Genomic DNA, 16713 nt, shown 5'->3' with positions numbered 1-16713 from the left:
AGTCAATTCTTATGCCTAACTTAAAAAGCGTAAAAAAATGTCAGAAAACGGTTGTTAAATCTGTCAAACTGTCACAAAAAGAATAAAATCAATACGTAAAAAAATGCCAAAAAGGTATAATTAAAATGAAATGTCACATCTAACAAAATTTTAGAAAACTTACATATATTTTTAATTATCTTCGCTTTATTAATTGTTTGATAAATTATGGAATGTATTTCGGTTTTTGATATGTTAAAAATTGGCGTAGGCCCTTCTAGCTCACACACCTTAGGTCCGTGGCGTGCTGCCGAACGCTTTATTGCCGAATTAAAAGAGTTGGATATTTTTAATAAAACAGAACGCGTAACCGTTGATTTGTACGGATCTTTATCGTTAACAGGTATAGGACACGCAACTGATTTAGCTGTAATGTTGGGTTTAAGTGGTGCCGACCCAGAATATGTTCCTGTTGAAGATATTTCAAGCATTATTAACCAAATTAAACAAACAAATAGTTTAAAATTAGGCAATAGCGTTAAAATTCATTTTAACCCTGCCGAAAACATTGTTTTCAACAAAAACTTTTTACCTTTTCATGCCAATGGTTTAACATTTACAGCCTTTTACGAAAACACGCAATACGTTTCCACTTTTTACTCTATAGGCGGTGGGTTTGTTGTAAAGGAAGAATCGGCAGAAAACAAAGAAAATAATCAAATTAAAGCAGCTTTTCCTTTTCCTGTTGATAAAGCCGATGAATTGTTAGCTTTTTGCAAACAAGAAAATAAATCTATTTCTGAATTGGTTTATGAAAACGAATTATCTTTACGTACGCCCGAAGAAATCGATCATGAATTAATGCGTATTTGGAACACTATGTTAGAGTGTATTTATATTGGGTGCCATACAGAAGGAACACTTCCAGGCGGATTAAATGTACGTAGACGTGCTTTTGATACCTATCAAAAATTAAAAGGCGATTTACCATATAACTCCCCTCAAGAATGGCTGCAAACCATTCGCAAAACTAAAGTTTATTTTAGACAAATTTTAAAATGGGTAAGCTGTTTTGCCTTATCTGTAAACGAAGTAAATGCATCTTTAGGACGTGTTGTTACCGCACCAACAAACGGAAGCGCAGGTGTTATACCAGCCGTTTTAATGTATTATTTGGTAATTGAAAACCATAAAGCGGGCGATAAAGAAATTAAACAATTTTTAATGGTTGCAGGCGAAATAGGCAGTATTTTTAAGAAAGGTGCTACTATTTCTGCTGCTATGGGCGGTTGTCAAGCCGAAATTGGCGTATCTAGTGCAATGGCTGCCGCTGCTCTTTGTGAATTAATGGGTGGAACACCAGAACAAGTAACAGTTGCTGCCGAAATTGCCATGGAACACCATTTAGGTTTAACATGTGACCCTATTGGTGGTTTGGTACAAATACCTTGTATTGAACGCAACACTATGGGTGCAATAAAAGCTATCAACGCTGCAGAACTTGCGTTAGATACAGATCCTAAAAACGTAAAAGTACCGCTTGATAAAGTAGTAAATACCATGTGGCAAACAGCACAAGATATGAATAATAAATACAAAGAAACCAGCGAAGGCGGGTTAGCAATAGCTGTTAATATGGCCGATTGTTAGTAAAATCATGAAAAAATACATCCTATTATTTTTATTGGCAGGTTTGTATTTAAATGCGCAACGTAATAAATATATTACAACACCAACAATTGCGTATAACAATGCAAAACAATCAAAGGCTGTAGGTATTTTTCTACGCGGTGCAACGATTGATTCTTATGAATTCCTTAAGGATGAATATGTTTACAAAATTTACACACCATACACTGGTACCGTTTACATCACCGATATTTACAATGTAAAAGATGGTTTACACGCTAACGATGAATTTCAAAAATCGCCGGCAATTATTATAGAAAATGATGGTTATTATGGTTCACCACACTTATTCACCACAGTAGCAGGACTAAAAATCAGAGAATTACCTACCAGTACATCGCCTATTGTAGGAAATATTTTAAATGGAACACCTATACCCATTTATTATTATCCATACAATTCCGAAGCTTGGATTCCAATTCAAATGAATAATAAAAAAGGATATATTCCAGCAAAGTATGTTGGACAAAGGCCTGATTTAATCACTTTAAAAAATCAATACAAAAAAGCGCAAACTTTAGAAGAACAGAAGAAATTTGCCGAACGTATTTTAGAATTAGGCTGGAACAGCAACCCAAGCGAAAACGAAGCCGCTTTGCGTTTGTATGCCGATTTTGCTTTAAAAAACAATCAACCACAAATTGCCGAAATTTGTTTATTGCAAGCCGATGTTCTTAAAAACATTCCAAAAAATGATTTTAATCTTCCTTTAAAATTAAGAAAGAAAAAACAATTTGGCTTTACTTTAAACAATGAATTAGAACCAGAAAATGGATTTAAAAAATCGTTTTTAGAAACAAATTTAGGAAAGATTAAAAGGAACACCACCGATTTTGATGATTGTGGTTTAGAAGAACATGAAACGAAAGTGTATTTTGGTTCAGTTGCATGTATTGAACATAATGTGAATAAAACTTATACGATAAGTTCTTTAGATATAGTAAATACCAACGGATTTAAAATTAAAAACACCTATTTAACAAATTTCACTACTCTTGCCGATTTTCTAAAAGTTGGTGTTGGATTAATCACTTCTATAGATGCACCTAATAATTCGTATTACATAAGCACCGATTATATGGCATACGAGTTTCAATTTAAAAACAACCAACTTACTAAAGTAACAATGTTTTATTATTGTTAAAAAACTGCATAACCTTTGTATTTATTAAAAAGTTCTTTTTTCTTAAACTTTTTAGCTAATTTTACCCCAACAAAACAACAAAACGCAAATTATGTCTGTTGCAAAAAAAGATTATAAAGTAGTGACAACCAAGTCACTTTTTGATATGAAGCAAAACGGAGAAAAAATCTCTATGCTTACAGCTTACGATTACACCATGGCAAAAATTGTAGATTCCGCTGGGGTTGATGTTATTTTAGTAGGCGATTCTGCCAGTAACGTAATGGCTGGTCACGAAACCACATTACCTATAACATTAGACCAAATGATTTATCACGCATCTTGCGTGGTACGTGGGGTACAACGTGCTTTGGTTGTGGTTGATTTACCTTTTGGCACCTATCAATCAGACTCTAAAAAAGCTTTAGAATCTGCCATTCGTGTAATGAAAGAAAGTGGCGCACATGCCCTTAAGCTAGAAGGTGGTAAAGAAATTAAAGAAGGTATTAAAAAAATATTAGGTGCCGGTGTACCTGTCATGGGACACTTAGGTTTAACACCGCAATCAATTTATAAATTTGGTACTTATACCGTACGCGCTAAAGAAGAAGCCGAAGCCGAAAAACTAATAGAAGATGCCAAAATGCTAGAAAAAATAGGTTGCTTTGCAATTGTTTTAGAAAAAATTCCGGCAGCATTGGCAACAAAGGTAGCTCAAGAAGTTTCAATTCCTATTATTGGTATTGGCGCAGGTGGTGGTGTTGACGGACAAGTTTTAGTTGTACATGATATGATTGGAATGACGCACGAATTTAGCCCTAAGTTTTTAAGACGATACATGAATTTGTACGAAGACATGACAGCAGCAATTGGCCAATATGTAACCGATGTAAAATCGAAAGACTTTCCAAACTCAACAGAACAATATTAATTTACAATTACAGCTAAATAAATTGGTTGCCTAAAAAATTCTATCTGTCATTCCGTACATAATTCAGCTTGACAAATACAGATATTTTAGACAACCATTTTTAATATTTATGAAAATCTATTCAACAAAAAACAACTTACAAGTTTTATACGAAGACAACCATATTATTGTTGTAAATAAAAGGGTGGGCGATATTGTACAAGGCGATGAAACCGGCGATAAACCCCTAAGCGATGTGGTAAAAGAATATTTAAAAGATAAACATAACAAACCTGGAGCTGTGTATTTAGGGGTGGTTCATAGGCTAGATCGCCCAACTACAGGTATCGTACTGTTTGCAAAAACATCAAAAGCGTTAACCCGTTTAAACGATTTATTTAAAAACCGTGAAACGCAAAAAACGTATTGGGCTGTGGTAAAAAACAATCCACCTAAAGAAAGTGATACATTAACACATTACTTAACTCGCAACCCTAAAAACAACACGTCAAAAGCACATTTTAAAGAAGTTACAAACAGCAAAAAAGCCATTTTAGACTACAAAATATTAAAAAAACTAAACACTTATTTTGCTTTAGAAATAAATTTACACACGGGTCGTCATCATCAAATCCGTTGCCAATTAGCAGCCATTGGATGCCCTATTAAAGGCGATTTAAAATATGGTTTTGACAGAAGCAATCCCAACGGTGGAATTCATTTACATGCACGAAAACTTGTTTTAACACACCCGGTAAGTAAAGAAGAATTAAAAATTATTGCACCTGTTCCTGAAGATATTATTTGGAAAAACATAGAAAAAGAGTAATTTAGATAAAAAATTTAGACTAAAATATGAAATGGAGTAAAGAAACAGGAGGTAATTTTGAAGACCGCAGAGGAATGTCAGGCGGTGGCAAAGCTGTTGTAGGTGGTGGTATTATTGGTATTGTAGCACTTTTGTTAACCATGTTTGGTGGCGAAACAGGACAAGTTATTGGTAACGTACTACAACAAACACAAGGCGGCACTAACCAACAAACCGAACAAGTACAAACTAGAGAACTTTCGGCTAAAGAAAAAGAATTAGGTGAATTTTCTAGGGCAAACTTAGTTTATAATAATAGAACTTGGGAAGCAATTTTTAACGAAAACGGACAAACTTATCAAGAACCTGGAATGGTTTTGTTTGACGATGGCGTAAACACTGCTTGTGGATCAGCAACATCAGCATCGGGTCCTTTTTACTGCCCTGCCGACCAAACTATCTATATGGATTTACGTTTTTTTGAAGAATTACGTACACGTTTCGGAGCTAAAGGTGGTGATTTTGCCATTGCGTACGTAATTGCGCATGAAGCAGGCCATCATATTCAAAATTTAGTAGGTACAAACAGAAAAGTACGCCAAGCACAACAAGGTAAAAGCGAGGCAGCTGCTAATAAGTTTTCGGTAGCGCAAGAGTTACAAGCCGATTTTTTTGCAGGCGTTTGGGCAAGTAGAAATAAAGAAAAGTTAGAAGCAAACGACATTGAAGAAGCTATAAGTGCTGCACAAGCAGTTGGCGATGATGCCATTCAATCTAAAATGCAAGGTCATGTACAACCCGAAAAATTTACTCACGGAACTTCGGCAGAGCGTAAAGCTTGGTTTATGAAAGGATATAATACAGGTGATATGCACCAAGGCGATATAGAAACTATTTATAATAGTATTAGATACTAAAAACAACATACAATTTAAAAATGCTTCGTACTTTTGCGAAGCATTTTATTTTTATATGAACTACGAAATTGATCAACTTAAATTATCAGAACAAATAATAACCATAGCTAAAAAAGCTTCGTTTGTAACTGGGCTGTACATATTACTTACTTTTATAATACTTTTTGTTTTATATTTTTTTGGAATGTTGTTTTTATTCGATTTTCCAAAAGATCTTACAAAATTTACAAACCCTACTTTTGTTGAAGAATTATTAGCAGCCAACCCAATCCAGCTCATTATTTTAAATGGTTGTATAAGTATTATGGGTCATTTTTTATTGAGTGGTATTTACGGCATGTTGCACAACAACACTAATGTACCGTATATAAGTTTAGGCAGTGCATATAAAGCAATTTTTAGTATTAAAGGCTTAAAAGTATTAAATATAATTATTGTTGTGCAAGCAATTACAACAACTGTTTCATACTTTTTAGATACGTTAGGTTTTGGCTTAGTTGGTTTGGGTATTAGTATTTTAATTCAGTTTTTAACATACTTTACATACGCTGCTATTTATGTACATAATTTAAGTTTAGGCAAAAGTGTATCGTTAAGTATTGCCTTAATTAATTACAAACCTGGTTTTTTATTTTTATTTATTGCTATTGCCTATTTTTTATCGCTATCAGGTATTATTTTCTTTGGCATAGGTATTATTTTAACCTTACCATTAAATTATATTGTAGCGTATTGTTTGTATCAACACATTACAGAACAACTTACTGATTAGTCCATAAATCACGATCTAAACTACGATATTGTATAGCTTCGGCTATATGCGATGGTTTAATTTTTTCAGCCATTTCTAAATCGGCAATGGTTCGGGCTACCTTTAAAATTCTATCGTATGCACGTGCTGATAAATTTAATTTATCCATTGCTGTTTGAAGTAAATTTAGCGATGTTGTATCTAAATCACAAAAAACCGATATTAATTTTGTTGGCATTTGTGCGTTGTAATGAATGCCTTTGTATTCTTTAAAACGATTAGATTGAATACTGCGTGCTTGCACTACCCTATTGCGTATTGATTCACTTTTTTCGGCAGTCGTTTTTTCTGATAATTTTTCAAAAGGAACTGGATTTACTTCAATATGCAAATCAATCCTGTCTAACAATGGTCCCGAAATTTTGTTTAAATAACGATTCATTTCTAATGCAGATGATTGACTTAAACCTTTATCATTCATAAAATATCCGCTTGGACTTGGGTTCATACTAGCAACTAACATAAACGAAGAAGGATACGAAACGGTGAATTTTGCTCGAGATATTGTGACCTCGCGATCTTCTAGTGGTTGTCGCATTACTTCTAACACTTCACGTTTAAATTCGGGCAATTCATCTAAAAACAAAACGCCGTTATGTGCTAACGAAATTTCGCCAGGTTGCGGATAACTTCCCCCACCTACCAACGAAACACTTGATGCCGTATGATGCGGTGCCCTAAATGGGCGTTTTTTTATTAAACCTACGTTTTGTGCTTTACCTACCACACTGTGAATTTTGGTTGTTTCTAAAGCTTCATCCATTGTCATAGGTGGCAAAATACTAGGCAAACGCTTTGCTAACATGGTTTTTCCCGAACCTGGTGGTCCAATTAGCAAAATATTATGTCCGCCTGCTGCTGCAATTTCTAAAGCCCTTTTTATATTTTCTTGACCTTTTACTTCGGCAAAATCCAAAAGCGAAAAATCGTTGGTTGTATCAAAAACATCATCGGCAATGATTTGGGCTGGGGTTAGTATATTTTTTCCTTCAAAATGATCGATTAAATGTGAAATATTTGGTACAGGATACACGTTTATTCCGTCAACAATGGCAGCTTCTTGGGTATTTTCAACGGGTAAAAAAATATCTGTATAGCCATCGGCTTTCGCTTGTATGGTAATTGGCAAAGCGCCCTTAATGGGTTGTACCGAACCATCTAACGATAATTCGCCCATAATCATTACATTATCAAAAGTAGCTTTTTTTAATTGCCCCGATGCAGCTAAAATACCAATTGCCAAAGGTAAATCGTACGCCGAACCTTCTTTGCGTAAATCGGCTGGCGCCATATTAATAGTTATTTTCTTACCAGGTAAATTATAGCCCGTATTTGCTAATGCAGCTGCAATTCGATAACTTGATTCTTTAACAGCGTTATCGGGCAAACCTACTAAATGATAACCAATACCTTTATCTATATTTACCTCAATTGTTATGGTTGTAGCATTTATACCAAACACTGCGCTACCAAATATTTTAACCAACATAAACGTACTTTTTTTCTAATTTCTAATATAGCAATTTAATTTTAGGTTTAATAGTATATTCCTTTTTAATTAAGTTGTACTTTTATTTTTTGCTTTTAAATAAATTTTTATGACCAAAATTGTTTTAGTTGGATATATGGCAAGTGGAAAAACCACTATCGGCAAGCAGTTAGCAACTCTTTTAAACGTACCTTTTATTGATTTAGATGTTTTTATAGAAGATAAAGAAGAACTAAGTATAGAACAAATATTTAAACAAAAAGGAGAAATATATTTTAGAAAACAGGAACATTTTTGGTTAAACGAACTTTTAAACAGCAACCAAACATTTGTTTTAAGTTTGGGTGGCGGTACTCCTTGTTATGCAAACAATCATTTGTGGTTACAAAATGAAGGGGTTGAATCGTTCTATCTTAAAGCAACTGTATCAACGTTGGTTAGTAGGTTAAAAAACACAACTCGTCCATTACTTCAAAACATCGAAGATTTACCTAATTTCATTGGCCAGCATGTTTTTGAACGCAGTTATTTTTACAATTTTGCAAAACATACCATAGACTGTAACAACAAAGAAATTTCATTAATTTGCAACGAAATTTTATCAATAATTAAAAAAAAACATTAATTATTTAACTATTTTAACTACATTTAGGGATGAAATAAAACTTTTATGAAGCTAAAAATTACACTTTTACTTATTTTATTAGGGTTTAGTTTAGGTTTTGGGCAAACCATAAATCCTGCTCATGTTATTAATTTATGTTCTAACCAAACTGTTCCAGGCAAAACCCCAACAACAAATGTGTATAACAACTTGTACACATCGTGTAGTGCTTTTTTACCTTTATCAAGTGCAATAACTTTATATTATGTAGAAATTGAATCGGGTACTACCTTTACATTTACTGTTACGCCAAACGCAAATGTTGATTTTGATTTTGCATCGTGGTTAAACCCTAATTTTGCTAATTTAGGACCAAGTGATCGCGGATCGCAAAATACCGTAATTGGAGTTAACATTTACGATGTTGGTTTATCATTGCTTGAACCTACCCAACTTTGTGAAGTTCCAGGTGCTGCACCGCCCAATACAGGTGTTATTCCAGGTATGGTACGTTGGTATGATGTGGTTCCTGGCGATGGTATTTTAATTGCAATTGACCATTGGGAAAGTTCTGTTGTTAATTACGATTTATCTTTTGGTGGTGATGCTGTTTTAAATTGCAGTGTAATTGGTAAAACATACGAAGTGTGTGACTGGGATAGAGATGGTGTAGAAAGTTTTGATTTAAACGCAATTAAAGATGAAATTAACAATATTAATAAAACCTTTACTATAGATTTTTTTGAAAATCAAGCCGATGCAAACAATCTGTTTTCATCAAATTATCTTCAATCACCTTATGTAGTTTCTACAGCAAATAGTCCAAAAACAATTTACGCACGTTTTAAACGCGCTAATGGGTTATTAGCCCGCGTTACCGAAATTAATTTTATTGTAAACGAGGTAGCTAATTTACCATTAACCAATTTAGAAATTGAAGTATGTGATTTTGATCAAACCAAAAACGAATACTTTGATTTAACATCTATTGAACCCTTTATTAACAATATAAACACCGCTGCCATTACTTACAAATATTATGAAAGCGAACAAGATGCGTTAAACGATGCACCAAACAATATTGCAAATCCAAAAAACTATTTATCTAAAGATAAAACCATATATGTACAAATAACAACAAATGGCAAATGTCCGTTTATAGCCCCTTTAAAATTAATTGTAGATACACTTAATTTTCCACCTAAAAAAATGGATTATTCTGAATTTTGTGCAAAAGAACAAGCCGATGGATTGGTTTATAATTTAGAAGAAAGTATTGATTATTTTATAGAAGGGCAAGTAAAAAGCGATTTTGAAATTACTTTTTACAACACTTTAAATAACGCAATTGAAAAAATAAATCCTATAACACAAGCTACAAATTACAAGGTTGCATTTAACACACAAGAAACCGTTTTTGTAAGAATTGAAAATTTAAAAGGATGTTTTATTGTTTCTGAACTTTATTTAGATTCTAAACAAAGAGTCACTAAAAAAGATTTATACAACACAGCATGTGATCCTTATATTTTAGAACCACTTCCGTTAGGTTACAATTATTTTACCGAACCAAACGGTAAGGGTACATTATTAAAACCGTATACAAAAGATGCTGTAATTTATGGAAGAAGAACCATTTATATTTACGGAAACAGTTTGTTTGTAAACCCAGATTATCCCGATTTTAATTCGTGTACATATGAAACAGCTTTCACAGTTTACAATAATGATTGTATGATACCAAAAGGGATATCGCCAAACGGCGACGGCCAAAACGATTATTGGGATTTAACTCCTTTTGGTGTTGCTAAATTAGATATTTTTAACAGATTAGGCAGTTTGGTTTACTCACATGGTGTTGGATATACCAATGAATGGAACGGACAAACCAATAATGGCGGTTTATTACCATCGGGCACCTATTTTTACAGTGTAGTAACACTTAATGGTGTAAAAACCGGTTGGGTAGAAGTTGTAAGAGAAGTAAAATAAACAAAAAGCGTAATCTAATTATGATTGCGCTTTTTGTTTTTATTAGCTTAAATAAGCATATTCTTCTGTATTATTAAAAACAACTTGTATATGTTCTAAACTTGATGTTGATAATGAAATTCCTTTAAAATCGGCCTTTACAGGGTATTTTTTATGGTTTCTATCAATTAAAACTGCTGTTTTAAATTTCTTTAAAGGCACATCTAAAAAATATTTAACTCCGTAAATTAAAGTTGCACCCGAATTCATTACGTCATCAACTAAAACTATAGATTTGTTTTCGTAATTTACTTTTTCTAAATCTGTTTTAACAGCTTCAAGTGGGTTTTGTTTATTAACTTCAACTTTACCTAAAACCACTTTTAAATTAGATATTTTTTCAACTTCAGCACTAATTTTCTGTGCAAAAATATAACCGCTATTGGCAATACCTGCAATTACAATTTCGGTTTCATCTACAAAAGTTTCGTAAATTTGGTAGGCAATACGCTTGGTTATTTGTTGAATTTGATGTTGGTTTAATATGATATTTTGGCTCATTATATTTTTTTAAATTGAATAAATAATTCGTTTTTTTCTCGTGGTTTTATAGAATTATAGCATATTTCAAGAGTATTTATTGAAAAATGCGGTGTAAATAAACTTTCATATTCTTTAATACTTCCCCCAAAAGGCGGACCTTGTTTGGTTAATGGAAAAGCAAAAAGCAACCCCACTAATTTTCCATTGTTTTTTAACAATTGGTTCATTTTAGCTGCATACAAAGGTCTTAAATCTGGTGTTAACGCACAAAAAAAAGTTTGTTCTATTATTAAATCATAGGTTTGGTTGTGATTAAAAAAATCATCTACTATTAATTGATTTTCTGGAAAATGCGGATTGTTTTTTTTAAAAACATTAATTGGTTCATTAGATATATCTAAGCCATACACATTTGTAAATCCATTATTATAAAAATATGTCAATTCGTACCCACTACCTACACCCGGAATTAAAATTTTTAAATCTTTGTTAGTTAATTGATCTATATACGTTTTTATGGGAGTAGTTATTGCACCAACATCCCAAGGAATATTATTTTCAATATATCTACTACTCCAATATTCTTTAGTTAGCTTCATTGTTTAATTGTTCAAAATAATCGTCTTCATCTAAATAATCATCAATATCACGGCGATCTTTCTTAGTTGGGCGTCCTTCACCTTTTAAACGATAATGCTCTTTTGCAAGTTTTAAAAGTTCTAAATGTTCAAAAGCTTCAGGTGGTGTTTCGTCTTTTCTATACATATCAACCAATTTGGCCCCTACCCTATTCTGTGGAATATCTAAAACCAAAAACTGATAATTAATTTGATCTTTACGTACTGTAATTTTATCGCCAGCAAAAACATCTCGTGAAGCCTTTGCTTGCTGGTTATTCACCGTTATATGCCCCTTTTTAATAGCATCGGTTGCAATACTACGTGTTTTGTACACCCTAATACACCACAAATATTTGTCTACACGCATGTTTAAATTATAATTTTGGGTTAATTTATAAACAAAAATAAATGAAAATTGTATCTTGCACCATTAATTTATAAGTAAAATGAAAAGATTTTTTACATTGGCTGTTTTATGCAGTGGTAGTTTACTTTTTTGGAACTGTAACCCAGATGATGACACCCCAAAAGTTACCGAGCGCGATCGCCAAGAAGTATATAACGAAGATATAAACAAAATAGAAACTTTTTTAAAATCAAACAGCATTGAAATTAATGCCGATGGTGTAAAGTTTACCACTACTGAGCCTAATGATGCAAATGCAATTTGGAATCAAACAACCTATCAATTGCAATCAGTTAACGTAAGTAATTTACCTTATTATACAAACGATCAAGGAGTGCAAAAACTTACCGATAATGTGTCGTATAAATTATATTATATCGTTGTAAATGAAGGTGGCGGTAACTATATGAATATTTATGACAATGCGTTTACTGCTTACACTGGATATAAATTAGATCAAACTATTTTTGACACCTATCCGTTTGGGTTTTGGAGTGCGTACCCTTCTTTTTCAACTTATACCGAAACTATTACTGGTTACAGACAAATACTTCAAAAAGTAAAAACTGCAACTGGTATTATTGAAAACCCAGATGGAACTTATACTTACGAAAACCCTGGTCGTGTAATTGTTTTTATTCCTTCGGGATTGGGCTATTTTAGTTCGGCGCCTGCAAATGGAACAATTGGTCAGTACGAACCGCTTATATTTGACATTACTTTAATTGCTAATAAAGAAGTTGATCACGATAACGACGGTATTTTAGATAAATATGAAGATTTAAATGAAAATGGCGATTTATGGGATGATGATACCGATGGTGATGGCAAAGCTAATTTTATAGATATTGACGACGACGGCGATGGATACACCACACGCCAAGAAATTACTTTTACAGTTGAAGAAAACGGCGAAATGGTTCAGAAAATTTACCCTTTTAACGAAATTCCTTCTTGTGAAGGTGGATCTGTAAAAAAACATCTCGATAAAAATTGTCATTAATAAATACATAAAACCTGTTTAAAACAGGTTTTTTTTTAATCTTAAATCCTAATGAGTTCAACTAATATTGCACAACTAATACAAAACGATTTAGAAACTTTATTGTTCTATAAAAGCCAAAAACAAGAAATATCTGCTGAAATTGCAATTGAAATTGCTGCATATGTTGCTGCAAAATTTTTAAGGATTATATTTGCAAAAAATAAAGAAATAAAACCCGAAGAATTAAACGGCGTTTTTGGAATAATTAGTAATATTTACAACGATCTTTTTCAAAATCAACTACATAAAACTGATTTTGAATTAATAAGCAAAACCGCTTTAGAATTGTTACAAGACACTGATTTTGACACAAACAGTTCTAATTTCTTTAAAAGTATCATACCTTAAGCTTTTACCAACATTTAATGATAAATTTCGATTTTAACGAAGACTACATTTTAGAAAATGATTTTGTACGCCTTGAGCCTTTATCGGCAAAACATTACGATGAATTTTTAGAATATACCCTAAACGAACCTGAAATTTGGGAATATTCTATGGTAAAATGTGATACACCCGAAAATTTAAATAAATACATTGGTATTGCTATTCAAAAAAGATTAGACCAAAAAGAATACACTTTTGCCGTTTACGATAAACGAAAGCAAAAATTTGTTGGTGCTACACGTTATTGCGATATTTTTTTAGATAGTAACCGCTTGCAATTAGGATATACTTGGTATGGCAAAGAACACCAAGGCACAGGTGTAAACAAAAACTGTAAATGGCTTTTACTAGAATTTGCTTTTGAAAAAATGCATATGGTACGCGTAGAGTTTAGAGCCTATACCGAAAATTTAAGAAGCATTAATGCTTTGTTAAGTATTGGCTGCACGGTTGATGGTATTTTGCGAAGCAACGCTGTTTGCCCTAAAACAGGGGTTCGCCGTGACACCATGGTTTTAAGTATTTTAAATACCGAATGGCATGAAACTGTTTGTAAAATGTTACATGATAAAATTTACCCTTTAAACAAATAACTTACATCTTAAAACCTTGAATGTTAGAAGTATTTACCAAATAAACTTCTAAATCATTAATTTTATGTTTAAAAACTTTACAGTCGTAAATTAAAATAAGTACGTTATTTTTTTGTTGAATTTGACGAACATCAATATGTTTACAAAACTGATACATATCTTTTTCAATGATTAATTTATCAGCATAAGAAAACTTATCCAATTGAATTTCAACATGCTTTAAAACAACTTTATCTAGAAAACGTTTATTAATTAACCCTCCTAAATAAATAATTAAAAAGCTAAATATTAAAAAAGTAAGGGCGGTATAATATTGCCCAAAACCAATACTCATACCAATAGCAGCAGCAACCCATATGATACTTGCTGTTGTTAAACCATTAACTGTAAAGGCATCTTTAAAAATAACACCTGCACCTAAAAAGCCTATTCCGCTTACAATGTACGATGCTATTCTTGTAGCATCTTCAGATGTACCCGAACCTAACTTATAAGATAAAACGGTAAACAATGTGCTACCTAAGCAAATTAAAGTAATGGTACGCAAACCGGCTGCTTTATCTTTTAATTCTCGTTCGGCACCTAAAAGCATACCAACAATAAGCGATAAACTTGCTTTAAATAAATCGTCGATTTGCCAATAATCGGTAATAAAACTATAATCCATAAAAAAAGGTTAACTTATGCGTTAACCTTTAAATTTACTATTTTATTATTAATTTTTGAGTATATGACCCTAGATTTGAATTAAATTTTAGCATATACATTCCCGCTTTTAAACTTGCTGTATTTATTACGGTTTTATTTTGAAGTGTAATTGGTTTTAAAATACTTTTACCGGTTAAATCAAAAACTTCAACAGTTACATTTCCTTCTATTTCCGATTCTATTGTAAGTAAATCATTTTCAACCGGATTTGGATACACTTTTAATTTTGTTTGCATTTCAAATGCAGGAGTTGATGCAGCTTTAGCACCGATACCTACTGCGTACCAAGCGTTTACAACTTGTTCCCATTCGTTAGAATTTGAACCATATAAAGCAACCGCTGCTGCTTGTGATGCGTTGTAAAAATCTAAATAAGTTGCCGATGGTGATAAACCAGTTGTTAAGGCTGTATATGCTATTTTCTCGGCTTTTTTAATTGTAATTGGGTTTACATAATACACGTTTCCAATATCGTTAGTTCCTTGTCCGCCCATGCTTAATAAATAAAACCAATGGTTTCCAACGCCGCTGTTAATGTGTACACCGCCGTAATCATTAGAACCATTTGGATTGTTTGTAGTTTTTTGCCAAAAAGTCCCTTTATATGTATCAGGCTGATTAGGTAATCCAATTTGCGAAGGCGCACTATTGGGATTACTCATACTTCTAAAATAATTTGGTGTAGTGTTATTTTTAAATAAACCTTCGCCAATTGTCCAATTAGGATTATCGTTTACAAAGAATTCAATTGAAGTTCCAAAAATATCTGCAAACGATTCGTTCATAGCGCCTGATTCGTTTTCATAATCTAAACCACCATTACCGTTTCTACTAACAACCATATGCGAAAATTCATGTCCAACAACATCTAAACCAACTACTGGGTACATTAATGAGCCACCTTTCCCATAAAACATTCCATTGTATACAGTGCCTCCACTTACTTCATCAAAAGCAGCAGCATTTTCATCAGTTCCTAAAAGATTACCTGCATCGTAATAATTATGGATTATGTGGTTGTTCCCATCAAAACTTAAACGGTTATGAATATTTTTATAATAATCATAGGTTTCTTTAATTGCCCAATGCACTTCAACAGCTGGTTTTAAACTATTCATTCCAAAATTAGGTGTAGAGTTGGTGTACTCTGTATATCCACTAAAAGATCCGTCGTTATTTAAAGAACCATTTAGTTGCGAACCATTTAAAGTGCGTATATTTCTAAAATTGTCTTTTAATCTGTAGCTTCCGTTGTACGAATCTACTGTAATGGATTTTGTACCTCTAAAAAAAGTATTACTTGAACTAGGTGTATCAGCATGGTGCAATTTACTAATTTGATTAATGATTTCACCAGTTTGAACGTCGATAAGAAAATCGATACTTTTTAAAGGTTTTAATGTGCTTAAATTAACTTTAGCAACATTTTTTAAAGCAACACTTTCGTTTATTTGTTGTTTGTATATATAGTTTTGAATTTCACTTTGAATCACATTTTCTGTTGCACCAAAATTAGCTTGAGCAATAGCAATTATCTTATCATTTGAAAGTTGATTTTCAATTTTGAAACCATTAAAATTAGTAACTATTTGACCGTTGATATGCGTAATTTTAGCATTTTTTTCATGTACAAAAATCATATCTCCATGCACTTTTACGTTGTTGTAAAAATGTTGATAGCTGTAATGTGTATAACCTGTTTCTGTATCAAATTTTTTATTTACAATTTCAAAAGTATGTTGTGTATCTAAATTAAAATAAGCGTTAATGCCCGAATAAAAATCTGTATTTGAAACATTTAAATTATTAAACATCACAAAGAACGATCCCATTGCGTTTTGATAAACAGGTTTTGGCAAATCTGTACTATTTTGTTCAATTGTTACAAAATTTGTGTTTGTTGCAAATACATTTGTAGGTGTATTAAGTAACAATGCAGCTAAAAATAAATAGTTGCTAATTTTTTTTAGTTTTAATTGTTGTTTTTTCATTATTGTGGGCTTACTTATTGTCTTTTATTAAAAAAATCGCACTAAATTAGTCATTTTTTACAACAAAAAAAAGCAATGTATGGTTACATTGCTTTTTTAAGAAAACTTTAATTTAATAT

At 32.3% G+C, this 16713-nt stretch carries 17 protein-coding genes; 11 read left to right on the top strand and 6 right to left on the bottom strand.

Going from position 1 to position 16713, the window contains the following annotated elements:
* Positions 1–207 precede the first annotated feature (207 nt).
* The 6 genes from P3875_RS00265 to P3875_RS00240 all read left to right on the top strand — a co-directional run bounded on the left by P3875_RS00265 (position 208) and on the right by P3875_RS00240 (position 6198).
* Positions 208–1629 carry an L-serine ammonia-lyase gene (locus P3875_RS00265; protein ID WP_303444263.1) on the top strand — a complete coding sequence of 474 codons (1422 nt, stop codon included), beginning with the start codon at positions 208–210 and terminating at the stop codon, positions 1627–1629.
* 7 nt (positions 1630–1636) lie between these two features.
* On the top strand, positions 1637–2812 hold the full coding sequence (locus tag P3875_RS00260) for an SH3 domain-containing protein (RefSeq protein ID WP_303444262.1): 1176 nt from the start codon (positions 1637–1639) through the stop codon (positions 2810–2812).
* 91 nt (positions 2813–2903) lie between these two features.
* Complete coding sequence (panB, locus tag P3875_RS00255) at positions 2904–3722, top strand: 3-methyl-2-oxobutanoate hydroxymethyltransferase (RefSeq protein ID WP_303444261.1); 819 nt, start codon at positions 2904–2906, stop codon at positions 3720–3722.
* A 109-nt stretch (positions 3723–3831) separates the two neighbouring features.
* Positions 3832–4530, top strand: coding sequence for an RluA family pseudouridine synthase (locus P3875_RS00250; RefSeq protein WP_303444260.1), 699 nt, complete (start codon positions 3832–3834; stop codon positions 4528–4530).
* A gap of 26 nt (positions 4531–4556) precedes the next feature.
* Positions 4557–5426, top strand: coding sequence for a KPN_02809 family neutral zinc metallopeptidase (gene ypfJ / locus P3875_RS00245; RefSeq protein WP_303444259.1), 870 nt, complete (start codon positions 4557–4559; stop codon positions 5424–5426).
* Between the two features lie 55 nt (positions 5427–5481).
* Entirely contained in the window at positions 5482–6198 is a 717-nt protein-coding gene (locus P3875_RS00240; RefSeq protein ID WP_303444258.1) for a hypothetical protein, read from the top strand.
* Here the strand turns inward: P3875_RS00240 and P3875_RS00235 are convergent.
* Positions 6188–7726: a YifB family Mg chelatase-like AAA ATPase gene (locus P3875_RS00235; protein WP_303444257.1), complete on the bottom strand. Its 1539-nt coding sequence runs from the start codon at positions 7724–7726 to the stop codon at positions 6188–6190. The genes P3875_RS00240 and P3875_RS00235 overlap by 11 nt on opposite strands.
* 109 nt (positions 7727–7835) lie before the next feature.
* Here P3875_RS00235 and P3875_RS00230 point away from each other — a divergent pair, with 109 nt between their 5' ends.
* Positions 7836–8351, top strand: a complete 516-nt coding sequence (locus P3875_RS00230; RefSeq protein WP_303444256.1) for a shikimate kinase — start codon at positions 7836–7838, stop codon at positions 8349–8351.
* 45 nt (positions 8352–8396) lie between these two features.
* The gene (locus tag P3875_RS00225) at positions 8397–10322 is read left to right on the top strand and encodes a gliding motility-associated C-terminal domain-containing protein (RefSeq protein ID WP_303444255.1); all 1926 of its coding nucleotides are present in this window, start codon (positions 8397–8399) and stop codon (positions 10320–10322) included.
* A 42-nt stretch (positions 10323–10364) separates the two neighbouring features.
* Here the strand turns inward: P3875_RS00225 and P3875_RS00220 are convergent, their stop codons facing one another.
* The 3 genes from P3875_RS00220 to P3875_RS00210 are packed head-to-tail and all read right to left on the bottom strand — an operon-like array spanning position 10365 to position 11831.
* On the bottom strand, positions 10365–10862 hold the full coding sequence (locus P3875_RS00220) for a phosphoribosyltransferase family protein (protein ID WP_303444254.1): 498 nt from the start codon (positions 10860–10862) through the stop codon (positions 10365–10367).
* Positions 10862–11443: a methyltransferase domain-containing protein gene (locus P3875_RS00215; RefSeq protein WP_303444253.1), complete on the bottom strand. Its 582-nt coding sequence runs from the start codon at positions 11441–11443 to the stop codon at positions 10862–10864. The genes P3875_RS00220 and P3875_RS00215 overlap by 1 nt, the downstream gene beginning before the upstream one ends.
* Positions 11430–11831 (bottom strand): RNA-binding S4 domain-containing protein, encoded by a 402-nt coding sequence (locus P3875_RS00210; protein ID WP_303444252.1) that lies wholly within the window; start codon positions 11829–11831, stop codon positions 11430–11432. The genes P3875_RS00215 and P3875_RS00210 overlap by 14 nt, the downstream gene beginning before the upstream one ends.
* Positions 11832–11910: 79 nt before the next feature.
* Between P3875_RS00210 and P3875_RS00205 the strand changes: the two genes are divergently transcribed.
* Genes P3875_RS00205 through P3875_RS00195 form a run of 3 tightly spaced genes read left to right on the top strand, consistent with a single transcriptional unit; the run spans position 11911 to position 13895 of the window.
* Positions 11911–12873 (top strand): FKBP-type peptidyl-prolyl cis-trans isomerase, encoded by a 963-nt coding sequence (locus P3875_RS00205; protein ID WP_303444251.1) that lies wholly within the window; start codon positions 11911–11913, stop codon positions 12871–12873.
* Between the two features lie 51 nt (positions 12874–12924).
* Positions 12925–13263, top strand: a complete 339-nt coding sequence (locus tag P3875_RS00200; protein ID WP_303444250.1) for a hypothetical protein — start codon at positions 12925–12927, stop codon at positions 13261–13263.
* A gap of 17 nt (positions 13264–13280) precedes the next feature.
* Positions 13281–13895 (top strand): GNAT family N-acetyltransferase, encoded by a 615-nt coding sequence (locus tag P3875_RS00195; RefSeq protein ID WP_303444249.1) that lies wholly within the window; start codon positions 13281–13283, stop codon positions 13893–13895.
* 1 nt (position 13896) lies between these two features.
* Here P3875_RS00195 and P3875_RS00190 read toward each other — a convergent pair whose 3' ends face one another.
* Positions 13897–14562 carry an MgtC/SapB family protein gene (locus tag P3875_RS00190; protein ID WP_303444248.1) on the bottom strand — a complete coding sequence of 222 codons (666 nt, stop codon included), beginning with the start codon at positions 14560–14562 and terminating at the stop codon, positions 13897–13899.
* A gap of 37 nt (positions 14563–14599) precedes the next feature.
* On the bottom strand, positions 14600–16594 hold the full coding sequence (locus P3875_RS00185; protein ID WP_303444247.1) for a M4 family metallopeptidase: 1995 nt from the start codon (positions 16592–16594) through the stop codon (positions 14600–14602).
* Between the last annotated feature and the right edge of the window lie 119 nt (positions 16595–16713).

It is taken from the genome of Myroides sp. JBRI-B21084 (genome assembly GCF_030545015.1).
GTDB lineage: Bacteria > Bacteroidota > Bacteroidia > Flavobacteriales > Flavobacteriaceae > Flavobacterium.
Note: the sequence above shows the minus strand (reverse complement) of the source record. Positions and strands in the feature narration are given on the sequence as shown.